A 21101-nucleotide genomic window follows, 5' to 3' on the forward strand; every position below is an offset into this window, starting at 1 on the left:
TCATGCAGTAGACGCAGCGCGGACAGCACGAGCAGCGCGGGCGGTGCCCTGTGGTGCGGCCGCACACGCGGCGAGGACTTCGCCCTGGAGATCGACGGTGTGGAACGGCTGTCGTGCACCACAGGGCTGGACGGTGCCGACGGCGCCCAGCAGGGGCGGTACGCCGCCAGGGGCCGGTACGGACCGCGTCGGAACCCGCGGCGCTCACAGCCCTGCCACGCACCGCCAGGAACCGAAGAACCGTTCCTGCACAAAGCCGTCCACAACGGGGCGCCCGATCCGGCGCCGCCCGCCACCGTCACCTCAGCCGGCGTTCTGCTCCTCCGCCAGAATGCGGTTCAGCGCCTCGTCCAGATGCGCGTCGAAGTCGGCGAGCGCACCCTCCTGGCCGAGCGGGACCACTTTGTCGGTGCGGTCGAGGAAAGCCACGAGCGGGGCTGCCGAGGAGCGGAACAGCGCCTGGTCGCCGCCGACCTGAAGCCGGATCAGAACCTCGCTCAGCACGTCGGGTTCCACGGGCGAAACCCGGACGTCTCCCTCTCCACACGGCCTGCCCACCCCGTCGATGAGCAGCTCGCGCCCGAAAGCCCAGGTCACCGGGGCGTCGCCGGGCAGATGGAAGGTGAGCCGCACGGCATAGGGATCGCACGACTCGTACCCCAGTTCCACGGGGATGCGGAACGAGAGCTCCTCGGAGACGAGGAAGCTCATCATGACCTCTGCCTGTACTGCCTGCACGGACTCGCGCATCGCCTTACCCCGTCATTTGCCTTCGACTGTCCGGGAATGGACCATCTGACACTGGACGCATCTTGCAGAAAGTACACAACAGATCACAAGGAGTGAGTTTTCAGATACTGATAGAGATGGCGAGTGACCCCAACAGTCGCCCCACCTCGTTCTGCAGCTCCCGGGCCGCGGGCAGCAACCGGTCGGCGTGATGGGCGGGAAGGGAGATCGCCATGGTGGCGGCCGTGGTGCCCACAGTGATCGGAATTGCGGCGCAGACCGTGCCCAGCGCGTACTCCTGCCGCTCCAGGACGAGGTCCATGCGCCGCATGCGTTCCATGCGCCGCAGTAGAGCGTGGTTGTCCCGCACGGTGTATGGAGTGATCGGCCGCGCCGGGTAGCGGTCCAGATGATCGCGACGCGTGTCCTCGTCCAGCTGGGACAGAAGACACTGGCCGATGGCGTGCGCGTGTGCGGTCTCGCGGAAGTCGGCCCACTCCTCCACCGCCGGGTTTCCCGGGGTGTCCGAGACACACATGATCTCGATCTCGCCGTCGCGGTAGCGGGCGTAGTACACGGGCACACCGATCGAATCGCGCCACTGCGCGAGAGTGTCGGCGACCGTGCTGCGACGTTTCTGCGCCGCTCCGCTGCTGCCGAGCCGCTCGGCGGCCTCGCCGAGGAAGAACAGTCCCTTGTCCCGGCGCAGATAGCCCTCGTGCACCAGGGTGCGGAGCAGGTGGTAGGCCGTGGGCAGCGCCAGACCGGTCTCCCGGGCCAGTTGTTTGGCCGGAGCGCCGTATGCGTGCTCGGCGACGGATTCCAGCAGCCGCATGGCGCGCTGCACCGAGCTGATCAAGGTGGCCGCCGGGTGCGGCGGGCCGGGAAGCCCCGTGTTCGGGGGGCGTTGGAGGGGAGGCGCCGGGGATCGCGGCTGGTCGGGAGGCGCGTGCGGCTCTGCGGATGCGGTGTCAACCATGGCCAAGGGTCACTCTCGAAGGGCGAGGGGCGGTCCGTGCGGGGAACACGGGTAGGGGTGTACGCCGCTCGCGGGGGTCGTCCCCGCGTCGAGTTCCGGACTTTAACCGGCTGCCACCGCGTGCAGACGGGCTGTCAGGAAAACTTCCCCCGGGCGAGGGAACCGGCGAATCGTGTTACCGCTCACCGGTCTCCCGCACCGCTCACCAGTCGCTGCGCGAGGAGGAACTCGACAGGAACTTCCGCACCACGTAGATCAGCCCGCCGACCAGCGCGACGAAGACCAACAGCTTGAAGAGCAGGCCGATCACGAACCCGACGACGCTGGCTATCAGCCCGCCGAACACGACCAGGGCGATGACCGGCACCGCAACCCACTTCACCCACCACGGCAGTCCCGAGAAAATCTCTTGCATCGCCCTTACCCTCATCCTCTTCGGTCGAAGTCCGGCACCCCTGTCGGGCCGGATCATTTCGATGTCCTACCGTCGATGCTAGGGCCGAGGGGGGTGCCCGCGGGGGCCTCGCACCCCTTGTCCTCCCCTGACCGATCCCCTAGGGAACCCCGAGGCCGGGTCTCGGCTGCGAGGCGGAGACGGTCAGCCCTCCGGCGGCGAGAAGACGACGAGGACCCGCAGGTCCTCGCTGATGTGATGGAACTTGTGGGCGACGCCCGCCGGGACGTACACCACACTGCCGCGCGCCACCTGCGTGGTCTCCAGGCCGACAGTGATCGACGCCCGTCCGCTGACGACGAAGTACACCTCGTCCTGGTTGTGCGGATTCTGTGGATCATGCGTGCCGGCGTCAAGTGCGTACAGTCCGACCGACATGTTCCGTTCACGCAGAAACTGCAGGTAGGCCCCGTCGTTGGCGGCACGTTCCGCCTCGAGTTCATCCAACCGGAATGCCTTCATCGACCTAGTCCGCCCTCGTCCGGTGCTCGTTGCCGATCTCTCTGCCACGATCAGACACATGAAGAATTTCGTAGTCAAGACGATCGCCAACGCAGGCGCCCTGGCGGTCGCCGTCTGGCTGCTCGACAAGATCACCCTGACCGGTGACAGCACGGGCAAGAAGATCGGCACCCTCGTCCTTGTCGCCCTGCTCTTCGGCCTGGTGAACTCCCTGGTCAAGCCAATAGTGAAGGTGTTGACCTTCCCTCTGTTCATCCTCACGCTCGGTCTGATCACCCTGGTGGTCAACGCGCTGATGCTGCTGCTCACCTCATGGCTGGCAGACACGTTCGACCTGAGTTTCCACGTCGAGGGTTTCTGGACCGCGGTCCTGGGCGGTCTGATCATCTCGGTCGTGTCCTGGGCGCTCAACGTCGTCCTTCCGGACGGGGACTGACCAGGCGATGACCTACCGTGTCTGTTTCGTCTGCACCGGCAACATCTGCCGCTCGCCGATGGCCGAGTCGGTCTTCCGCGCGCGCGTGGCGGATGCCGGCCTCGAGGCACTGGTCGAGGTCGACAGCGCCGGCACGGGTGGCTGGCACGAGGGCGAGAACGCCGACCCGCGCGCCCTCGCCGTCCTGGAGGGACACGGGTACGCCCTCGATCACACGGCCCGGCGCTTCGAACCGTCCTGGTTCGCCCGCCTCGACCTGGTGATCGCTCTGGACTCCGGCCACCTCAGGACACTGCGCGGGCTCGCCCCCACGCAGGAGGACGCGGCGAAGGTACGGCTGCTGCGGTCCTACGCCCGTCCGGAGGCCGGCCGGCCGCCACGGGCCGCGTCGCCCGCGTCCTCCGGCCCGGCCGACGCCGACCTCGACGTCCCCGACCCCTACTACGGGGGACGGGACGGCTTCGAGGAGTGTCTTGAGATGGTGGAGGAGGCGAGCGACGGCCTGCTCGCCGACGTACGGGACGACGTGGAAGGACAGGTGGCATGAACGAGTCTGCTGCGAACGGGGGCCCTTCGGGAGGCGACGGAGAGGGCACCCGCGCGGTGCGGGCCGGGCTGCCCGAGCCCGTGAAGTGCGAGCCGACCCTCCCCGGTCCGGTGTTCGCGGCCCACTTCCACCTGCCGGGCGAGCCGACGGGCCCCTATACCTACGGACGCGACGAGAACCCGACGTGGACCCTCCTGGAACACGCCATCGGCGAGCTCGAGGCGCCGGGGCAGGACGGCGTCGAGACGCTCGTCTTCGCCTCCGGCATGGCCGCGATCTCCTCGGTGCTCTTCTCCCAGCTGCGCGCCGGCGACGCCGTCGTGCTGCCCGATGACGGCTACCAGGCACTGCCCCTGGTACGCGCACAACTGGAGGCGTTCGGCATCGAGGTCCGTACCGCGCCGACGGCCGGCGACGCGCAACTCGCTCTCCTCGACGGTGCGAAGCTGCTGTGGATCGAGTCGCCGTCGAACCCCGGGCTCGACGTGTGCGACATCGGCCGACTGGTCGAGGCGGCACACGCGCGCGGCGCGCTGGTGGCCGTCGACAACACGCTCGCCACGCCGCTCGGCCAGCGTCCGCTGGCGCTGGGCGCCGACTTCTCGGTAGCCAGCGGCACCAAACAGCTCACGGGACACGGCGACGTCCTCCTCGGCTACGTCACTGGGCACAGCGGCGAGTCGATGGCGGCCGTACGGCGCTGGCGCAAGATCGTCGGGGCGATTCCCGGGCCCATGGAGGCATGGCTCGCGCACCGGTCGATCGCCACCTTGCAGCTGCGCGTCGACCGGCAGAGCGCCGGTGCCCTGGCCGTGGCCGTGGCTCTGCGGGGGAGGCCCGAGGTGAGCGGGCTGCGATATCCGGGACTGCCGGACGACCCCTCGCACAAGGTCGCCTCGCAGCAGATGCGGCGCTATGGCTGCGTGGTCTCCTTCACGCTGCCCACGCGCACGCGTGCCGAGCGTTTCCTCGAGGCCCTGCGCCTGGTGGACGAGGCGACGAGCTTCGGCGGGGTCCGCTCCACCGCGGAGCGGCGTGGACGCTGGGGCGGCGACGCGGTACCGGAGGGGTTCATCCGATTGTCCGTGGGCGCCGAGGACACCGAGGACCTGGTGGCGGACGTGCTACGTGCGCTGGAGGAGTCGGCTCGATGACCGGCTTACGAACCCCCTCCAGGCGTCCGCCGACCACGACGGACGGTCCGAGCCTCCCCCCTCGTGGCTCGGACCGCCCGCGGTTCTGCGCGCGAAGAACCGCGCCCACAAGGCTAGTTGACTCTGTGTCAGTGTCCAATCACTCTAGCGACAGGGGCCTATCGACTTATTTATAGTTGAGCCCTGCCTCAAAGCCGGGAGGGAGTCGGGAAAGAGGAGGAAGCGCCATGGATCTGGCTTTGTTGCGCACGTTCGTGACCGTCCACCGGGCCGGATCCTTCACCCGCGCCGCCGCTCTGCTGGGCCTGTCCCAGCCGGCCGTCACCTCTCAGATCCGCACTCTGGAGCGGCAGTTGGGCCGTCCTCTGTTCCTGCGTCAGGCTCGCGGCGTCACCCCGACCAGCATCGGCGACGAGCTCGCCCACAAGGCCGCTCCCCATCTCGACGCTCTCGCGGAGATCGCTCACACCGGCCTGGACGACGAGTCCGTCGAGCGCACGCTCCACCTCGCCGGACCTCCCGAATTCACCGCCGAGCGAGCCCTGCCCTCGCTCACCGGGCCGCCCCTCGACGACGGACAGGGGTTCACCGTGCGCGCCTCCTTCGGTAACGCCGAGGAGGTCCTGGAGGGCCTGGCCGCCGGACACCATGACCTCGCCATCAGTACGGCCCGGCCACGCGGAGGGCTCCTCACGGCCACCCCGCTGTGCGACGAGGAGCACGTCCTGGTCGCCGCTCCCCAGTGGGACGAGCTGATCGACGCCGGAAAGCTGTGCCGCAAGGGCGCGTCGGCGCTGGAGAACCTGCCCGTCGTCGAGGTTCATGAGTCGCTTCCCCTGGTGTCCCGCTACTGGGCCACTGTCTTCGACTCCCGCCCGGCGGCCTCGGGATCCGTCATCGTTCCCGACCTCCGCGCGGTGCTCGCCTGCGCGATCGCCGGAGCGGGCCTGGCGGTGCTGCCCCGCTATCTGTGCGAGGCCGCTCTCGAGCGCGGCGAGGTCGTCGCGCTGCATGATCCGGTGGTGCCCCCGCTGCGCACCTACGTCCTGGTCGTGCGCGCCGGAACGCTGGCGATGCCCCAGGTGGCAAGGGCCCACGAGCGCTTACTGACGGCCGCTGCCGAGTGGTGCTGACGCCTTTTCCGTGCGATGTCACCGCCTGGACCCGTCCGGTCACGCATCACGATGTTTCACGTGGAACCAGCCGGGCCACATTTCTCCCATGACCGTCCGACCCGTGGTCAAGCGCACCGCACGAGCCGTTCTGCTTGACGGCGACAACCTGATCCTGATCAAACGCACCAAGCCCGGCGTGGATCCCTACTGGGTCACGCCCGGTGGTGGGGTCGAGCCGGACGACGCGACCGTCGTGGACGCCCTGCACCGCGAGGTCCACGAGGAACTGGGTGCCAAGATCACTGATGTGGTCCCCTGCTTCGTGGACACCGTCGAACACATCGGCGACGACGGTGGTGCGACCGGTGTGAAGGTGCAGCACTTCTTCGTCTGCCGTCTGGAGTCCATGGACCCCGCGCAGCGGCACGGCCCCGAGATCGAGGAACCGGCCGGCGAGTACGAGATCGTCCGCGTGCCGTTCACGCGCATCGGGATCGCCTCTGTCCACCTGGTTCCGCTGTCGCTGCGGCACTATCTCGACGGCAACATCGAGGGCGTCCGCGCCATGCACGCACCCGACCTCGGCTGACCGTCCGGATCCTGTAGCGCGACGCGAGGTAGAGGGGGTGCGGGGCCTGACGGCAGTGGCCCGTTCCGAGGAGTGTCGTAGTCGGCAGCGTCGCCGTGGCTGAGTTCACGTGGTTGCGTAATCCGTGGGAGACCTCGGGCGCCGTTCCACGTTTCACGTGAAACACCTAGCCACTTCCAACTCGCGGACAGGGGTATGGCCAAAAGCACGTGCACATGAGAGCAAACGGGTGGACGCCGACAGTGCTGGTCGGACAGCCTGAGCGGCGTGCCGACTCCTTCCCTCTCTGATCTGCCCATCCGTCGTCTGACGCACCGCGATCTCGCCGCCTGCGCCGACTTGTCCGAGGATCGGGGGTGGCCGCGCGAGGAGCACAAGTGGGGCCTCCTCCTGTCAGCCGGAACGGGTTACGGCATCGACGATCCCGACGGCGGCCTTGTCAGTGCCTGCGTCGTCACCGAGTACGGCCCGTACGGCAGTCCCTCCTTCGGGGCCGTCGGCATGGTGCTGGTCGCCGAGCGGCACGCCCGGCGAGGCGTAGGCCGACGCCTGATGCGGCACATCGTCTCCCTGATGGGCACCACACCGCTGACTCTGCACGCGACACCGAACGGCCGTCCGCTCTACGAGGAACTGGGCTTCAAGACCACCGGCCGGGCGGAGATGCTGCGCGGGCGTTTCACGCCGGGCATCACGGCTCCGGGCGGCGCCACCCGCGCCGCCACGGCCGAGGACCTCCCTTCGATCCTCCGCCTCGACGAGGAGATCTTCGGTGCCGACCGCACGCACGTGATCACCCGCCTACCCGCCTTCGCCGACCAGTTGCGGGTCGCCGAGAAGGCCGGCCGGATCATCGGCTACGCGGCCGCCTGGCCCAACATGGACACACAGGTCGTCGGCCCGTTGATCGCCCTGGACACGAAGACCGCACAATCCCTTCTGGTCTCTCTCGCGGACCGCACCGACCGCCCGCTGCGCACGGACATCGACGTACGGCACGAGGAGTTGCTGGCCTGGACGAAGGCACAGGGACTGAAGTCGGTCGCCTTCAACTCCGTGATGACCTATGGCATCCCGGAGTTGCCGGGGGACTGGCGTCGGCGCTTCGCACCTCTGACCGTGGCCGCCGGCTGACGCAGCGCAGACGCGGGCGCGCAGAGAGGCGGGCGTACAGGACAGGGTGGCGGACAGCACCCTGCCGTCAGATCCGGCGCCGTCGGCGACCACGACGCCGGATCGGCCGGAGCCGCCGCCACGGCGCTCCAGTGCGGCGGAGACGACGGCAAGGACGAGAGCACCCGCGGCGGGCGCAGCCCCCACGCAGTTCGGTGCGGTGTATCCCAGACCGGCGATAATGACCGTGCCGCCGAGCCAGGCGGACAGCGCGTTGCCCAGGTTGAAGGCGCCGATGTTCACCGCCGACGCGAGTGTCGGCACGTCGTGCGTCTGATCCAGGACACGCTTCTGCAGGTCGCCGGCGACCTCGGGCAACAGACCCGTGATCACGAACTCGGTCGCTCCGACTCCGAAAGCCCCGATCGCGAGATGCACTACCCGGCCCGTCACCCGGCTCGATGACCTCGGGCCCCTCGAGCGCTTCCTCTGCCCCACCGACCCAACGTCACCGAAGCCGGTCTGATGCTGCTTGCGGCAGCCCGTCCCGTCAACGACACCGCCCTGCGGGAAGCCCGCGCCGAAGCTGCCGAGACCCCAGAGCTGGCCCCCTGGTCCGGGTCGTGGAGTCGCTCAGGGCACCGCTGCCGCCGTATCAAACCTAGGGTGATGCCATGGAAGATCTTGAAATACGAGCTGCCGCCCCTGAGGACGTTCCCGCGATCGTCGGCATGCTCGCGGACGACCCCCTGGGCGCGCAGCGCGAGTCGCCGAACGATCTGGGGCCCTATCTCGCTGCTCTGGACCGGTTGACCGCCGACCCTAACCAGCGGTTGGTCGTCGCTGTACGCGAGGGACGCGTCGTCGGCACCCTGCAGCTGACGATCGTTCCGGGTCTGTCCAGGCGCGGTGCGACGAGGTCGATCATCGAAGGGGTGCGCGTGCACGCCGACGAGCGCGGCAGCGGTCTCGGGACACGGTTCATCGAGTGGGCGATCGAGGAGTCCCGTAAGGAGAACTGCCAACTCGTGCAGCTGACGTCGGACAGCACCCGCACCGACGCCCACCGGTTCTACGAACGACTCGGCTTCACGGCTTCACACGTCGGTTTCAAGCTGCACCTCTGAGACCGGGGCTTCCGAAACGGAACACCAAGTCGGAGGAGGCGCCCTGTTTCACGTGAAACAGGGCGCCTCCCCTTCGTCGGCCTCCGGTCACCCGCCCATTCCGCTCGCAGGACGTCAGGCGATCCCCCGCCATCCCCCGGGGTCGACTCCACCGGGCACTGCGGCCCCCTCGTCGTACGGCTGGCGCGTGAACACGAACGACCCCAGGTCCAGGTGGTCCACGCTCCCATCAGGCCGCCGTACCGCCTTCAGAAGCTCTCCGGCGTAGTAGCCCTCCAGCCCGGTCCAGGTACCGTCCCCGTTCGGCCGGAACCGGGAACGTCGGCTGCCGCCGGCCAGCGGCCCCAGGGAGACGAGCCCGTCGGCCGTGACCCGAAGGGCGAAGGCGCTCGTACCCCAGTACCACGGCCCCGCCAACTCCAGCACGGCCGAGTCGACTTCCGACAACGGGCGCCACGGCTCGGGGATCCGCGGCTCGGCGTCGGCGACGATGCGCACAAGATCGGACGCCACCTGGGACACCATGAGGCCGGAGGTGCAGTTGGCGAGCACCACCGCGGCCACGTCGTCCGCCACCCCGATGGTGAGGGACGCAAGGAAGCCCGGCACCGACCCGGAGTGACCCACGAGCAGGCGGCCGTCACGTTGCTGGAGCTGCAACCCGAGACCGTACGTGACTCCGTCGGCCAGGTCCTCCGGCCCAGCGGGCGCGGACGGCGTCCGCATCTCGCGCAGGCTCTCCACGCCGAGCACCCGGTCGTCGCCGCGCGTCAGAAACGCGGCGAAGCGTGCGAGGTCACCGGTCGTGGACCAGAGCTGTCCCGCGGAGGCCATACGCCCGAAGTCCTCGACAGGCTCCGGCAGCATGACGTCGGCCCAGGGATGCACGGCCCAGGCGCCCGCGGCCGGCACCTGGGACCGGACGCCCGTGCGCTCCAGCCCCAGAGGCTCGATCACCTCACACCGCACTGCTTCTTCCCAGGGCACCCCGCGGAGCTTTTCCACGAGGGCGCCCAGGACGGTGTAGCCCACGTTCGAGTAGTGATACCGCCGTCCGGCCGCGCAGGAAGCGCCCTGGTCGCCCAGGACGTCGGTGAGCGCGGGACGCAGCGAGCCCGGAGTGCGCTCCCACCACGGGCTCGGCGACTCGGCGGACAACCCGGCGGTGTGGGACAGCAGTTCGGCCACGGTGGCCTCACCGGCGCCGGTGCCGGGCAGGTGCCTCTCCAGCGGGTCCTCGAGGCCGAGCACTCCCTCGTCACGCAGCCGCAGTACGAGGACGGCGGTGAAGGTCTTGGTGATCGAGCCGATCCGGTACTGCACGTTCTCGTCCGGTGCGTGTCCCTCGACCGAGGTCCGCGCCCCGTGCCACACGGCCCGCCCGTCCCGTACGACCGCGGCGACGAGCGACGGGGCCCGGCCTTCCGCCTGGGCCACGGCGATCCGGTGGAGCAGCGCCCGCCGGGTGCCGGTCAGCAGGCCTTCCTGAGGTGTCGTCATGGCCTCAGTCCACCCGTCGGAACCCTCGACGTCGAGTTCATTTCGTCCGGGGCTCAAGTACAGGGCTCGCCGATGGCATGTCGATCTTTTGGGACCCGCTGCTTTCCTGTCGTCTCACCGCGAGCTCACCCAGGACCGGTCGCAGAGCGATGCCCATACTCCGGCGGAACGATGAGTCTGCGGCTGAGGCACGGGGCACGAGGACTACATGCGCGCTCAGATCGCGCACCGATGAGTCTCCCGCGCCGCGTCGGTCTGTACGCGGGAGACGGATTCGAGGAAGGCTGGCGCCATGCGGAAACTGATCTACGGCATGAACCTGACCCTTGACGGCTATATCGCCGCGCCCGGCGACGACATCGGCTGGAGCGTGCCGAGCGATGAGCTGTTCCAGTTCTGGTCCGACCAGTTGCAGGCGACCGACCTGTCGCTGTACGGGGGCAAGCTGTGGCAGACGATGAGCTCCTACTGGCCGACCGGCGACCAGCAGCCCGACGCCACCCCGGCGCAGATCGAGTTCGCGCACCGATGGCGGGACATGTCGAAGGTGGTGTTCTCCTCGACGATCGACAAGGTCGAATGGAACACCCGCCTGGTCACCGGCGACGCGGTCGCCGAGATCACCCGGCTCAAGGCCGAGGACGGCGGCCCGATGGACATCGGCGGCGCGACGCTCGCCGGGGCGGCCATGCGGGCCGGGCTGATCGACGAGTACGTGCTGGTCACTGCGCCGGTCCTGGTGGGCGGCGGCACGCCGTTCTTCACCGCACTGGACAGCTGGGTGAACCTGAACCTGTTGGAGACACGGACGCTTCCCTGCGGCGTGATCCTGACCAGGTACGAGACGAGGCGCTGAGGCCGGCGACTCGACCGCCTGCCGGGGTCCACGCGAACGTGGACACCACCAACGCGAATCTGAGCCCCTGCCCAGGGCGGGCGCGGGCTCAGGTCTGGGCCATGTCCACGAACCGCGAGTAGTGGCCCTGGAAGGCGACCGTGATCGTGGCCGTAGGGCCGTTTCGGTGCTTGCCCACGATGATGTCGGCCTCACCCGCGCGCGGCGACTCCTTCTCGTACGCGTCCTCGCGGTGCAGCAGGATCACCATGTCGGCGTCCTGCTCGATGGAGCCGGACTCACGCAGGTCGGACACCATCGGCTTCTTGTCCGTACGCTGCTCGGGGCCACGGTTGAGCTGCGAGAGCGCGATCACCGGCACCTCCAACTCCTTGGCCAGCAGCTTGAGGTTACGGGACATGTCCGAGACCTCCTGCTGACGGCTCTCGGAGCGTTTGGAGCCACCGGCCTGCATCAGCTGCAGATAGTCGATGATCACTAGCTTGATGTCGCTGCGCTGCTTCAGCCGGCGGCACTTGGCGCGGATCTCCATCATCGACAGGTTCGGGGAGTCGTCGATGTAGAGCGGTGCGGAGGAGACCTCGGGCATACGGCGGGCCAGCCGGGTCCAGTCGTCGTCGGTCATGGTGCCGGAGCGCATGTGGTGCAGGGCGACGCGGGCCTCGGCGGACAGCAGACGCATCGCGATCTCGTTGCGGCCCATTTCGAGGGAGAAGATGACGCTCGGCAGGTTGTGCTTGATCGACGCCGCGCGCGCGAAGTCCAGCGCGAGCGTGGACTTTCCCATGGCGGGACGGGCCGCGATGACGATCATCTGGCCCGGGTGCAGGCCGTTGGTGAGCGAGTCGAGGTCCGTGAATCCGGTGGGCACGCCTGTCATCTCACCGCTGCGCGAGCCGATCGCCTCGATCTCGTCGAGAGCGCCCTCCATGATGTCGCCGAGCGGCAGGTAGTCCTCGCTGGTGCGCTGCTCGGTGACGGCGTAGATCTCGGCCTGGGCCCGGTTGACGATCTCGTCGACGTCGTCGTCGGCCGCGTATCCCATCTGGGTGATACGGGTGCCGGCCTCGACCAGGCGGCGCAGTACCGCCCGCTCGTGGACGATCTCCGCGTAGTACTCGGCGTTGGCGGCCGTCGGTACCGTCTGGACGAGGGTGTGCAGATAGGAGGCCCCGCCGACCTTGTTGATCTCACCGCGCTTGGTGAGCTCTGCCGCGATGGTGATCGGGTCGGCCGGCTCACCCTTGGCGTAGACGTCGAGGATCGCCTGGTAGATCGTCTCGTGGGCCGGCTTGTAGAAGTCGTGGCCCTTGAGGACCTCCACAACGTCCGCGATGGCGTCCTTCGACAGGAGCATGCCGCCGAGGACGGACTGCTCGGCGTCGAGATCCTGCGGCGGCACCCGCTCGAAAGGCGTCCCGCCGCCCTCCCAATCGCCGCTGTCCCGGCCCCGCTCGTGCTGCTCCTCGCGGCCACGGCCACCGTCCCCTCGTCGGCGGGAGGCGGGCAGACGATCACTGGGACCGCTGTCGGCCCACGGGTCGTCCAAGGGCTCGGAAATGCTCACCGAGCCACCTCCTCCCGTCCGCCGAGCGGACCTCGCCGTGCATCTGTTCTACGGCACGACACTGACAATTGAGAGGCCCAACTCCGGTTGTTGCGCGTCGGTTTTGTGAGCTTTTACCGGCCGACGGACGGAGCGGGCGCCGGACCACGGTAGGCCCGCGGGCACCGTCAGCCAATCTGGTTATCCACAGGGCATGTGGACGACGGCCCGGATGCTGTGGAGAACTCCGTCAAACCTGTGCACGAGCCGGTGGACAGGCCTGTGAACAAGCCCTCTATTTTTCTTGACCAATGCCGCTGACCTGCACTTTCCCCGTCCACCGGCTGTGTAGAAGAAAAAGTTTCCCGGTCGGACCAAGATCCCTTCGAACGGCGGGCGAGAAGGAGCGGGACACATCATCGAGTAAGGGTCGTAACACAATTGTGTCTCTTACCTGTGGACGATTAGATTAGTGCTCATGACACAGGCTCCCGCGCCCGCCAGGGCCCCACGGCGTCGACACGATCGTGAGATCCTCGCACTGGCCGTGCCGGCGTTCGGCGCACTCGTTGCCGAGCCGCTCTTCGTCATGGCCGACAGCGCGATCGTCGGCCATCTCGGCACCGCCCAACTGGCCGGACTCGGCATCGCCTCCGCCCTTCTCACGACCGCCGTCAGCGTCTTCGTCTTCCTCGCCTACGCCACCACCGCCGCCGTTGCCCGCCGCGTCGGCTCCGGCGACCTTCCGGCCGCCATCCGGCAGGGCATGGACGGCATCTGGCTGGCATTGCTGCTGGGCGCCGCGGTGATCACCGCCGTCCTTCCCGGGGCCCCGTCCCTCGTGGACCTCTTCGGCGCATCGGACACGGCCGCACCGTACGCCACGACCTATCTGCGTATCTCGGCCCTCGGCATCCCGGCCATGCTCGTCGTCCTGGCGGCGACGGGGGTTCTGCGCGGGCTTCAAGACACGAGGACACCTCTCTACGTCGCCGTCGGCGGATTCGTGGCCAACGGCGCACTTAACGCCGCTCTCGTCTACGGTGCGAATCTCGGCATCGCAGGATCTGCCTGGGGCACCGTCATCGCCCAGTGGGCCATGGCCGCGGCCTACCTCGCGGTGGTGGTCCGGGGAGCCCGCCGTCATGGTGCGTCACTGCGGCCCGACGCCGCCGGCATCAGGGCGTCGGCTCAGGCCGGAGCCCCCCTTCTGGTCCGCACGCTGTCCCTGCGAGCCATTCTGATGATTGCCACCGCCGTGGCCGCTCGCCTCGGGGACGACGACATCGCGGCCCATCAGATCGCTCTGGGCCTGTGGAGCCTGCTCGCTTTCGCCCTCGACGCCATCGCCATCGCCGGCCAAGCCATTATCGGGCGGTATCTGGGGGCCGATGACCCCCAAGGCGCACGGGACGTTTGCCGCCGTATGGTCGAGTGGGGCATCGCCGTGGGTGTGGCACTCGGCCTGCTGGTCGTCGCCGCCCGGCCGCTGTTCCTGCCGCTGTTCACCAGCGATCAGGCGGTGAAGGACGCCGCGTTGCCCGCTCTGCTCGTGGTGGCGCTCTCCCAGCCCCTCTGCGGCATCGTCTTCGTACTGGACGGTGTGTTGATGGGTGCGGGAGACGGCCCTTATCTGGCTTGGGCGATGGTGGCCACGCTGGCCGTCTTCACTCCCGTGGCACTGCTGGTGCCGGTCCTCGGCGGTGGTCTGACCGCGCTATGGGGAGCGATGACGTTGATGATGGCCGTGCGGATGGTCACCCTCTGGCTGCGGGCCCGCTCGGGGCGCTGGGTCATCACCGGTGCCGCCCGCTGACCGTTTCACGTGAAACAGAGGGTCGCCCGGACCACGTTTCACGTGAAACAGGTATGCGGAAGGGGCCGCACCATGGGTACGGCCCCTCCTCAGCTCTCAAGCCGATTCCCAGCTCTACGAACCGGGCAAGCGCAGCGATCAGGCCGCGACGACCTCGATGTTGACCTTGGCGGCAACCTCGGGGTGCAGACGCACGGACGTCTCGTGAGCGCCCAGAGTCTTGATCGGCGAGCCGAGCTCGATGCGGCGCTTGTCGACCTCGGGGCCACCGGAAGCCTTGATCGCCGAGGCGACGTCGGCCGGGGTGACGGAACCGAAGAGACGACCGGCGTCGCCGGAGCGGACGGCCAGACGAACCCTGACTCCCTCGAGCTGGGCCTTCACAGCGTTGGCCTGCTCGATGGTCTGGATCTCGTGGATCTTGCGAGCGCGACGGATCTGCTCGACGTCCTTCTCGCCACCCTTGGTCCAACGGATCGCAAAGTTCCGCGGGATCAGGTAGTTGCGAGCGTAGCCGTCCTTGACGTCGACGACGTCGCCCGCGGCGCCGAGGCCGGAGACCTCGTGAGTGAGGATGATCTTCATTTGTCGGTCACCCTTCCCTTATCGCGCCTGGGCGGTGTAGGGCAGCAGCGCCATCTCACGGCTGTTCTTGACGGCCGTGGCGACGTCACGCTGGTGCTGCGTGCAGTTGCCGGTCACGCGGCGGGCACGGATCTTGCCGCGGTCGGAAATGAACTTCCGCAGCATGTTCGTGTCCTTGTAGTCCACGTACGTGACCTTGTCCTTGCAAAAAGCGCAGACCTTTTTCTTAGGCTTGCGCACAGGCGGCTTCGCCATGGTGTTTCTCCTGTGTGATCAAGAAGTTGGGATACGACCCGCCTTCGACCCGATCGGGCCCGGACAAACCCGGGCCCGAAGGCCTAGAAGGGGGGTTCGTCCGAATAGCCGCTGCCGCTGGCGCCGCCGGAGTTGCCACCCCAGCCGCCGCCACCGCCACCGCTGCCGCCCTGGTTGCCACCGGCGGGAGCACCGGTCGCCCAGGGGTCGTCGGCCGGAGCGCCGCCGCCCTGCTGGCCGCCGCCGGAGTTGCCACCCCAGCCGCCGCCACCCTGGCCGCCACCGCCACCGCCGCCGTAACCACCCTGGCCGCCCTGGCCACTGCGGCCGGAGGCCTTGGTGACCTTGGCCGTGGCACTGCGCAGGCTGGCGCCGACTTCCTCGACGTCCAGCTCGTAGACCGTGCGCTTGACGCCCTCACGGTCCTCGTAGGACCGCTGCTTCAGCCGGCCCTGCACGATGACGCGCATGCCTCGCTGGAGCGACTCCGCGACGTTCTCCGCCGCCTGACGCCAGACCGAGCAGGTCAGGAACAGGCTCTCGCCGTCCTTCCACTCGTTCGTCTGGCGGTCGAAAGTGCGGGGAGTGGACGCGACACGGAACTTCGCGACCGCCGCACCGGAGGGGGTGAAGCGCAGCTCGGGGTCGTCGACAAGATTGCCGACGACCGTGATGACGGTCTCGCCTGCCATGGGGGAACCTCTCGGCGGGTTTGCTGCTGGCTGCTGGTGCTGCTACTCGGAATCCCGAGATCAGCTGAGCGTGAGCTCAGTGGGTCTCGGGGCGGAGGACCTTGGTCCGGAGGACCGACTCGTTCAGGTTCATCTGGCGGTCGAGCTCCTTGACGACCGCAGGCTCGGCCTGCAGGTCGATGACCGAGTAGATGCCCTCGGGCTTCTTCTTGATCTCGTACGAGAGACGACGACGGCCCCAGGTGTCGACCTTCTCGACCTTTCCGTTGCCCTCACGGACGACGGAGAGGAAGTTCTCGATCAGCGGGGAGACAGCGCGCTCCTCGAGATCGGGGTCGAGGATGACCATCACCTCGTAGTGACGCATGTGGAACCCACCTCCTTTGGACTCAGCGGCCACGGTCGATCCGTGGCAGGAGGGTTGTGATGCGTACGCAACGGTATCGGCCGCCACTGACAATCGGGGGTCGGCTGGCGACATCCTCGATCTGAGCTGGGCGGACTCCCTGGCATGGCCTGGGCAGACACCGGTGCAGAGGGTACAGAGTACCTGCACACGCGCTTCCGGTTGAAATCCGGCGTGGGTGACCGTCAATCTGTACACGTCGGGTGTGTATGGCGCTACGATGCGCCGCCTTCCGCAGGAGGTGCCGTATGGCACAGGCATTGCGACCCAATACCGCCGGATCTCTCTTCGCCACCGACGACAGACCCCATCCACTCCAGGACGCACTGCTCGCGGTGACGCTGGTGCTCGGACTGACGGCCTTCATCACGTCGTTCTTCCACAGCCTGCATCTGCTCAGCTCCTGGACCGGCCTGGTCGGGATCCTGACGGGCGCGTACGGGCAGTGGGTCTCCGAGACCACCCGTGAACGCTTCGGCCTGATCCTGGGTCTCGGTGCCTCGGGCTTCGGCTTCTTCATCGGCATGGCGCACGGCGGCCTCTTCGGCGGACTCTGGTGACCCGGCCGGCGCCGCCGGTCGCGGCGCCCCGGGTCTCCCACGTCCCTTAGGACACCCGGAACACGCACGAACCCAGACGGAACGCCCCGGCCGCGCACGGGCCGGGGCGCAGGTTCCCCACGCCCAGTCAGGCCGCTCGAAAGGCGCAGTAGGCTTCGGCGCGAGAGCCGGAGCCCCTGAACCCATGGGGACACACCAGCCCGAGGAGCGCCCCGAATGAGCCTGACCCTGAGGACGATCAGCCGCGAGCAGCATCTGGCGTACATCCAGAGCCTGCCGTCGGCGAGCCACATGCAGGTTCCGGCCTGGGCCGACGTCAAGGCCGAGTGGCGTTCGGAGAGCCTCGGCTGGTTCGACGAGCGGAGCGGGGAACTCGTCGGCGCGGGTCTCGTCCTCTACCGCCAGCTGCCCAAGATCAAGCGCTACCTCGCCTACCTGCCTGAGGGCCCGGTCATCAACTGGTATGCGCCGAATCTCACCGAGTGGCTGGAACCGATGCTGGCGCACCTCAAGCAACAGGGCGCGTTCTCGGTGAAGATGGGTCCGCCGGTGATCATCCGCCGCTGGGAGGCCACCTCCATCAAGGCCGGCATCCAGAGCCCGGACGTGAAGCGGCTGCGCGACATCGAGGCCGATTTCATCGAGCCGCGCGCCTTCGAGGTGGCCGACAAACTGCGCCGCATGGGCTGGCAGCAGGGCGAGGACGGCGGCGCCGGTTTCGGCGACGTCCAGCCGCGCTACGTCTACCAGGTGCCACTGGCGAACCGTTCCCTTGAAGAGGTCCACAAGAACTTCAACCAGCTGTGGCGCCGCAACATCAAGAAGGCCGAGAAGGCCGGCGTCGAGGTCGTCCAGGGCGGCTACCACGACCTCGAGGAATGGCAGCGGCTGTACGAGATCACGGCTCTGCGCGACCACTTCCGGCCGCGCCCGCTGTCGTACTTCCAGCGCATGTGGACGGCCCTCAACTCCGAGGACCCCAACCGGATGCGGCTGTATTTCGCCCGCCACAACGGCGTGAACCTCTCGGCGGCCACCATGCTGATCGTCGGTGGACACGTCTGGTACTCCTACGGCGCCTCCGACAACATCGGCCGTGAGTTCCGTCCGTCGAACGCCATGCAGTGGCGCATGCTGCGCGACGCGTACGCGCTCGGCGCCACCGTCTACGACCTGCGCGGCATCTCCGACTCGCTGGACGAGACCGACCACCTCTTCGGCCTGATCCAGTTCAAGGTCGGCACGGGCGGCCAGGCCGCCGAGTACCTCGGCGAGTGGGACTTCCCGCTGAACAAGCTGCTCCACAAGGCCCTCGACATCTACATGTCGCGCCGCTGACGTCAGTCACGTTCAGTGCTTGCATGACTCTGACACTCTGACGCACCTCCCCCACAACCGCAGCCACGAGAAAGGTCCCAGGTCCGGCCATGGCGCTCACGCTCTACGTCGACACCGCGCGCTGGCGGGCGCATCACAAGCACGTGCAGGAGCAGTTCCCGGGGCTCGTACCGGTCTGCAAGGGCAACGGCTACGGCTTCGGGCACGACCGGCTGGCCGAGGAGGCCACCCGGCTGGGTGCGGACGTCCTCGCCGTCGGCACGACGTACGAGGCCGCGCGCATCAAGGACTTCTTCGGCGGCGACCTCCTGGTGCTGACGCCCTACCGGCGCGGCGAGGAGCCCGTGCCGCTGCCCGACCGGGTCGTGCGCTCGGTGTCGTCGGTCGACGGCGTGTACGGGCTCGTGGGTGCCCGTGTGGTCATCGAGGTGATGTCGTCGATGAAGCGGCACGGCATCAGCGAGCAGGACCTGGCGCAGTTGCACGCGGCCATCGAGAACGTCCGCCTGGAGGGCTTCGCCATCCACCTGCCGCTGGACCGGACCGACGGCTCCGACGCCGTCGAGGAGGTCATCGGCTGGATGGACCGGCTGCGGGCGGCCCGTCTGCCGCTGCACACGATGTTCGTCAGCCACCTCAAGGCGGACGAACTCGCCCGACTGCAGCAGCAGTTCCCGCAGACCCGTTTCCGCGCCCGGATCGGCACGCGGCTGTGGCTCGGAGACCACGACGCCACCGAGTACCGCGGTGCCGTCCTGGACGTCACCAAGGTCGCCAAGGGGGACCGCTTCGGCTACCGGCAGCAGAAGGCCGCCTCGGACGGCTTCCTGGTGGTCGTGGCGGGCGGTACGTCGCACGGGGTGGGCCTGGAGGCCCCCAAGGCCCTGCACGGCGTCATGCCCCGCGCCAAGGGCGTCGCACGCGCCGGTCTCGCCACCGTGAACCGGAACCTCTCGCCGTTCGTCTGGGGCGGCAAGCAGCGCTGGTTCGCCGAGCCGCCGCACATGCAGGTGTCCATCCTGTTCGTGCCCTCGGACGCGCCGGAGCCGCACGTCGGCGACGAGCTGGTGGCCCATCTGCGGCACACCACCACCCAGTTCGACCGGCTCGTGGACCGCTGAGCGGCTTACTGACGGCACAGAGGCCGTACGCGGAACCTCCGTGTACGGCCTCTGCCACATCCGCGCGACGCTGTGTTCGCTCACGGCGAACTGTCGATGACATCCTGTTTGCCCCAGTCCACCTGAGGGCCGTCGAAGTGTGAGGCGTGCCGGGGCGGATGGGCGGCCGAACCCAGGACGAAGACGTCCTCCGCTCCGTCGAGCACCCCGCCCGAGGGATCGTCGTCGCCGCCCAGACGCACCACGTCCCGTTCCGGCATCAGGATGTCGCGCACGACAACGCCGCACAGGTAGAGCGTCCCCAGCAGGTGGACGGCGATGGCCCAGTGGTAGCCGTCGGTCGGCAAGCCCTTGTGGGCGTCGCCGCTGGTCGTGTACGCGAGGTACATCCAGATGCCCAGGAAGTAGACGACCTCGCACGCCTGCCAGATCAGGAAGTCCCGCCACTTCGGCCGGGCGAGCACCGCCAGCGGCACCAGCCACAGCACGTACTGCGGCGAGTAGACCTTGTTGGTCAGGATGAAGGCCGCGACGATCAGGAAGGCCAGCTGAGCGAAGCGGGGCCGGCGCGGCGCGGTCAGCGTGAGCGCCGCGATGCCCACGGCGCACAGGACGACCAGGAGCGTGGCGAGCGTGTTGACGCTGTCGGTGGTGAGCGGGTCGCTGGAGTTCTGGGCCAGGATCAGCCAGAAGGAGCCGAAGTCGACGCCCCGCTCCTGGCTGAACCGGTAGAACTTGGACCATCCTTCGAAGGCGAAGAGCATGACCGGCAGGTTCACCACGAGCCAGGCCACGACCGCACCTCCCAGCGCCTTGCCGAAGTCCCGCCACTTCCCGGCACGCCAGCACAGCACGAACAGCGGACCGAGCAGGAAGACCGGGTAGAGCTTTGCGGCTGTGGCAAGCCCCAGCAGAAGACCGAACGCCGGCGCCCGGCCTCGGGACCACATGAGCATGGCCAGGGCCGTCAGGGCGACCGCCAGCAGGTCCCAGTTGATGGTCGCGGTCAGCGCGAAGGCGGGTGCCAGGGCGACCAGCAGGCCGTCCCACGGCCGCCGGGCGTGCGTCCGGGTCACACAGACGGCGATGACGGCGGCGCACGCCATCAGCATCCCGGCGTTGACCATCCAGTACCACTGCTCCTGGTGCTGGATGCTGCCGCTGCCCGGCGTGAGCCAGTTGGCCACCTCCATGAACACGCCGGTCAGTACCGGGTACTCGAGGTAGTCCATGTCGCCCGGGAGCTTGTCGAAGTACGGCACGAGTCCGTCGGCGAAGCCGCGCCCCTGGTAGAGGTGCGGGATGTCCGAGTAACAGGCGTGCGTGTACTGGGAGCTGGCACCGAAGAACCAGCCGCCGTTGTAGCAGGGCGCCTTCTGGATCAGCCCTAGGGCGAACATCCCGATCGCCACGAGCGCGATGATCCGTACGGGGGTCCACCAGGACGTCCCGAGCAAGGCTCGGCGGCCTAGAGGGCCGCCGATCAGCTCGCTGCCGGCCGCGGCCACCGGGTCGTCACTGGTCGGCTTTACCGGATCCGGCTCATTCACGCGGGCCGGCATCGATTCTGCACTGGGCATGGGCGACATCCTGCCGTACAGACCCGGGTAAAAACCGAGGGCCGCCCCACCTGGTGCGGTGGAGCGGCCCTCGTTTCACGTGAAACATGCGCATGTTTCACGTGAAACACCCAAGCCGGACGACGCGCCGGCCGGTCTACG

Annotated in this window: 23 protein-coding genes and 2 pseudogenes; 13 read left to right on the forward strand and 12 right to left on the reverse strand. The window is 68.4% G+C overall.

Going from position 1 to position 21101, the window contains the following annotated elements; translation table 11 throughout:
- Window positions 1-303 precede the first annotated feature (303 nt).
- From C6376_RS09295 to C6376_RS09310, 4 genes are all read right to left on the reverse strand, one after another.
- The gene (locus C6376_RS09295; protein WP_107442988.1) at window positions 304-750 is read right to left on the reverse strand and encodes an SsgA family sporulation/cell division regulator; all 447 of its coding nucleotides are present in this window, start codon (window positions 748-750) and stop codon (window positions 304-306) included.
- Between the two features lie 100 nt (window positions 751-850).
- Window positions 851-1576, reverse strand: coding sequence for an IclR family transcriptional regulator (locus tag C6376_RS09300; RefSeq protein WP_107442989.1), 726 nt, complete (start codon window positions 1574-1576; stop codon window positions 851-853).
- 334 nt (window positions 1577-1910) lie between these two features.
- Window positions 1911-2123: a DUF5326 family protein gene (locus C6376_RS09305; RefSeq protein WP_057576557.1), complete on the reverse strand. Its 213-nt coding sequence runs from the start codon at window positions 2121-2123 to the stop codon at window positions 1911-1913.
- 183 nt (window positions 2124-2306) lie between these two features.
- Window positions 2307-2624: a cupin domain-containing protein gene (locus C6376_RS09310; protein ID WP_107442990.1), complete on the reverse strand. Its 318-nt coding sequence runs from the start codon at window positions 2622-2624 to the stop codon at window positions 2307-2309.
- 58 nt (window positions 2625-2682) lie between these two features.
- Between C6376_RS09310 and C6376_RS09315 the strand changes: the two genes are divergently transcribed.
- The 6 genes from C6376_RS09315 (at window position 2683) to C6376_RS09340 (ending at window position 7599) form a co-directional block, all read left to right on the forward strand.
- Window positions 2683-3060 (forward strand): phage holin family protein, encoded by a 378-nt coding sequence (locus C6376_RS09315; protein ID WP_107442991.1) that lies wholly within the window; start codon window positions 2683-2685, stop codon window positions 3058-3060.
- Between the two features lie 7 nt (window positions 3061-3067).
- On the forward strand, window positions 3068-3607 hold the full coding sequence (locus C6376_RS09320; protein ID WP_107442992.1) for a low molecular weight protein-tyrosine-phosphatase: 540 nt from the start codon (window positions 3068-3070) through the stop codon (window positions 3605-3607).
- Window positions 3604-4761 (forward strand): cystathionine gamma-lyase, encoded by a 1158-nt coding sequence (locus C6376_RS09325; protein ID WP_107442993.1) that lies wholly within the window; start codon window positions 3604-3606, stop codon window positions 4759-4761. The genes C6376_RS09320 and C6376_RS09325 overlap by 4 nt, the downstream gene beginning before the upstream one ends.
- A 227-nt stretch (window positions 4762-4988) precedes the next feature.
- Complete coding sequence (locus C6376_RS09330) at window positions 4989-5894, forward strand: LysR family transcriptional regulator (RefSeq protein WP_107442994.1); 906 nt, start codon at window positions 4989-4991, stop codon at window positions 5892-5894.
- Window positions 5895-5982: 88 nt separating this feature from the next.
- Window positions 5983-6465 (forward strand): NUDIX domain-containing protein, encoded by a 483-nt coding sequence (locus C6376_RS09335; protein WP_107442995.1) that lies wholly within the window; start codon window positions 5983-5985, stop codon window positions 6463-6465.
- A gap of 267 nt (window positions 6466-6732) precedes the next feature.
- Entirely contained in the window at window positions 6733-7599 is an 867-nt protein-coding gene (locus tag C6376_RS09340) for a GNAT family N-acetyltransferase (protein WP_107442996.1), read from the forward strand.
- A 117-nt stretch (window positions 7600-7716) separates the two neighbouring features.
- On the opposite strand, the pseudogene C6376_RS09345 reads toward C6376_RS09340, so the two are convergent.
- Window positions 7717-7935: pseudogene (locus C6376_RS09345) on the reverse strand (MFS transporter); the annotation flags it as partial.
- Between the two features lie 79 nt (window positions 7936-8014).
- Between C6376_RS09345 and C6376_RS45100 the strand changes: the two are divergent.
- Window positions 8015-8243: pseudogene (locus C6376_RS45100) on the forward strand (MarR family transcriptional regulator); the annotation flags it as partial.
- A 9-nt stretch (window positions 8244-8252) separates the two neighbouring features.
- The gene (locus C6376_RS09355) at window positions 8253-8705 is read left to right on the forward strand and encodes a GNAT family N-acetyltransferase (protein ID WP_107442997.1); all 453 of its coding nucleotides are present in this window, start codon (window positions 8253-8255) and stop codon (window positions 8703-8705) included.
- Window positions 8706-8819: 114 nt separating this feature from the next.
- Here the strand turns inward: C6376_RS09355 and C6376_RS09360 are convergent, their stop codons facing one another.
- The gene (locus C6376_RS09360) at window positions 8820-10205 is read right to left on the reverse strand and encodes a serine hydrolase (RefSeq protein WP_107442998.1); all 1386 of its coding nucleotides are present in this window, start codon (window positions 10203-10205) and stop codon (window positions 8820-8822) included.
- A 292-nt stretch (window positions 10206-10497) separates the two neighbouring features.
- Here C6376_RS09360 and C6376_RS09365 point away from each other — a divergent pair, with 292 nt between their 5' ends.
- Window positions 10498-11061 carry a dihydrofolate reductase family protein gene (locus C6376_RS09365; protein WP_107442999.1) on the forward strand — a complete coding sequence of 188 codons (564 nt, stop codon included), beginning with the start codon at window positions 10498-10500 and terminating at the stop codon, window positions 11059-11061.
- A gap of 88 nt (window positions 11062-11149) precedes the next feature.
- On the opposite strand, the gene dnaB is transcribed toward C6376_RS09365, so the two are convergent.
- Window positions 11150-12628 (reverse strand): replicative DNA helicase, encoded by a 1479-nt coding sequence (dnaB, locus tag C6376_RS09370; protein WP_057576581.1) that lies wholly within the window; start codon window positions 12626-12628, stop codon window positions 11150-11152.
- A 457-nt stretch (window positions 12629-13085) separates the two neighbouring features.
- On the opposite strand from dnaB, the gene C6376_RS09375 reads away from it, so the two are divergent.
- Window positions 13086-14423, forward strand: a complete 1338-nt coding sequence (locus C6376_RS09375) for an MATE family efflux transporter (RefSeq protein WP_107443000.1) — start codon at window positions 13086-13088, stop codon at window positions 14421-14423.
- A 138-nt stretch (window positions 14424-14561) separates the two neighbouring features.
- Here C6376_RS09375 and rplI read toward each other — a convergent pair whose 3' ends face one another.
- The 4 genes from rplI to rpsF all read right to left on the reverse strand — a co-directional run bounded on the left by rplI (window position 14562) and on the right by rpsF (window position 16322).
- Window positions 14562-15008, reverse strand: a complete 447-nt coding sequence (gene rplI, locus C6376_RS09380; RefSeq protein ID WP_107443001.1) for a 50S ribosomal protein L9 — start codon at window positions 15006-15008, stop codon at window positions 14562-14564.
- A gap of 18 nt (window positions 15009-15026) precedes the next feature.
- Window positions 15027-15263 (reverse strand): 30S ribosomal protein S18, encoded by a 237-nt coding sequence (gene rpsR / locus C6376_RS09385; RefSeq protein WP_020130672.1) that lies wholly within the window; start codon window positions 15261-15263, stop codon window positions 15027-15029.
- A gap of 83 nt (window positions 15264-15346) precedes the next feature.
- On the reverse strand, window positions 15347-15955 hold the full coding sequence (locus C6376_RS09390; protein ID WP_107443002.1) for a single-stranded DNA-binding protein: 609 nt from the start codon (window positions 15953-15955) through the stop codon (window positions 15347-15349).
- A gap of 76 nt (window positions 15956-16031) precedes the next feature.
- The gene (gene rpsF / locus C6376_RS09395) at window positions 16032-16322 is read right to left on the reverse strand and encodes a 30S ribosomal protein S6 (RefSeq protein WP_006604399.1); all 291 of its coding nucleotides are present in this window, start codon (window positions 16320-16322) and stop codon (window positions 16032-16034) included.
- 287 nt (window positions 16323-16609) lie between these two features.
- Between rpsF and C6376_RS09400 the strand changes: the two genes are divergently transcribed.
- The 3 genes from C6376_RS09400 (at window position 16610) to C6376_RS09410 (ending at window position 19380) form a co-directional block, all read left to right on the forward strand.
- A complete protein-coding gene (locus C6376_RS09400) occupies window positions 16610-16921 on the forward strand; it encodes a hypothetical protein (RefSeq protein ID WP_107443003.1) in 312 nt (103 codons plus the stop codon).
- A 216-nt stretch (window positions 16922-17137) separates the two neighbouring features.
- On the forward strand, window positions 17138-18259 hold the full coding sequence (gene femX / locus C6376_RS09405; protein ID WP_107443004.1) for a peptidoglycan bridge formation glycyltransferase FemX: 1122 nt from the start codon (window positions 17138-17140) through the stop codon (window positions 18257-18259).
- 89 nt (window positions 18260-18348) lie between these two features.
- On the forward strand, window positions 18349-19380 hold the full coding sequence (locus tag C6376_RS09410; protein ID WP_107443005.1) for an alanine racemase: 1032 nt from the start codon (window positions 18349-18351) through the stop codon (window positions 19378-19380).
- A gap of 80 nt (window positions 19381-19460) precedes the next feature.
- Here C6376_RS09410 and C6376_RS09415 read toward each other — a convergent pair whose 3' ends face one another.
- The gene (locus C6376_RS09415; RefSeq protein WP_173985612.1) at window positions 19461-20960 is read right to left on the reverse strand and encodes a glycosyltransferase family 87 protein; all 1500 of its coding nucleotides are present in this window, start codon (window positions 20958-20960) and stop codon (window positions 19461-19463) included.
- Window positions 20961-21101 lie beyond the last annotated feature (141 nt).

Source organism: Streptomyces sp. P3, assembly GCF_003032475.1.
Lineage (GTDB): Bacteria > Actinomycetota > Actinomycetes > Streptomycetales > Streptomycetaceae > Streptomyces.

What these genes read in the sequence shown, in the direction of transcription:
- C6376_RS09325 (WP_107442993.1), top strand. Translation starts at nt 3,604, where the DNA reads ATGAACGAGTCTGCTGCGAACGGGGGCCCTTCGGGAGGCGACGGAGAG.
- C6376_RS09400 (WP_107443003.1), top strand. Translation starts at nt 16,610, where the DNA reads ATGGCACAGGCATTGCGACCCAATACCGCCGGATCTCTCTTCGCCACC.
- C6376_RS09305 (WP_057576557.1), bottom strand. Translation starts at nt 2,123, where the DNA reads ATGCAAGAGATTTTCTCGGGACTGCCGTGGTGGGTGAAGTGGGTTGCG.
- femX (WP_107443004.1), top strand. Translation starts at nt 17,138, where the DNA reads ATGAGCCTGACCCTGAGGACGATCAGCCGCGAGCAGCATCTGGCGTAC.
- C6376_RS09360 (WP_107442998.1), bottom strand. Translation starts at nt 10,205, where the DNA reads ATGACGACACCTCAGGAAGGCCTGCTGACCGGCACCCGGCGGGCGCTG.
- rplI (WP_107443001.1), bottom strand. Translation starts at nt 15,008, where the DNA reads ATGAAGATCATCCTCACTCACGAGGTCTCCGGCCTCGGCGCCGCGGGC.
- C6376_RS09315 (WP_107442991.1), top strand. Translation starts at nt 2,683, where the DNA reads ATGAAGAATTTCGTAGTCAAGACGATCGCCAACGCAGGCGCCCTGGCG.
- C6376_RS09295 (WP_107442988.1), bottom strand. Translation starts at nt 750, where the DNA reads ATGCGCGAGTCCGTGCAGGCAGTACAGGCAGAGGTCATGATGAGCTTC.
- C6376_RS09375 (WP_107443000.1), top strand. Translation starts at nt 13,086, where the DNA reads ATGACACAGGCTCCCGCGCCCGCCAGGGCCCCACGGCGTCGACACGAT.
- C6376_RS09355 (WP_107442997.1), top strand. Translation starts at nt 8,253, where the DNA reads ATGGAAGATCTTGAAATACGAGCTGCCGCCCCTGAGGACGTTCCCGCG.
- C6376_RS09410 (WP_107443005.1), top strand. Translation starts at nt 18,349, where the DNA reads ATGGCGCTCACGCTCTACGTCGACACCGCGCGCTGGCGGGCGCATCAC.
- C6376_RS09415 (WP_173985612.1), bottom strand. Translation starts at nt 20,960, where the DNA reads ATGCCCAGTGCAGAATCGATGCCGGCCCGCGTGAATGAGCCGGATCCG.
- C6376_RS09390 (WP_107443002.1), bottom strand. Translation starts at nt 15,955, where the DNA reads ATGGCAGGCGAGACCGTCATCACGGTCGTCGGCAATCTTGTCGACGAC.
- C6376_RS09320 (WP_107442992.1), top strand. Translation starts at nt 3,068, where the DNA reads ATGACCTACCGTGTCTGTTTCGTCTGCACCGGCAACATCTGCCGCTCG.
- C6376_RS09335 (WP_107442995.1), top strand. Translation starts at nt 5,983, where the DNA reads ATGACCGTCCGACCCGTGGTCAAGCGCACCGCACGAGCCGTTCTGCTT.
- C6376_RS09310 (WP_107442990.1), bottom strand. Translation starts at nt 2,624, where the DNA reads ATGAAGGCATTCCGGTTGGATGAACTCGAGGCGGAACGTGCCGCCAAC.
- rpsR (WP_020130672.1), bottom strand. Translation starts at nt 15,263, where the DNA reads ATGGCGAAGCCGCCTGTGCGCAAGCCTAAGAAAAAGGTCTGCGCTTTT.
- C6376_RS09330 (WP_107442994.1), top strand. Translation starts at nt 4,989, where the DNA reads ATGGATCTGGCTTTGTTGCGCACGTTCGTGACCGTCCACCGGGCCGGA.
- C6376_RS09365 (WP_107442999.1), top strand. Translation starts at nt 10,498, where the DNA reads ATGCGGAAACTGATCTACGGCATGAACCTGACCCTTGACGGCTATATC.
- rpsF (WP_006604399.1), bottom strand. Translation starts at nt 16,322, where the DNA reads ATGCGTCACTACGAGGTGATGGTCATCCTCGACCCCGATCTCGAGGAG.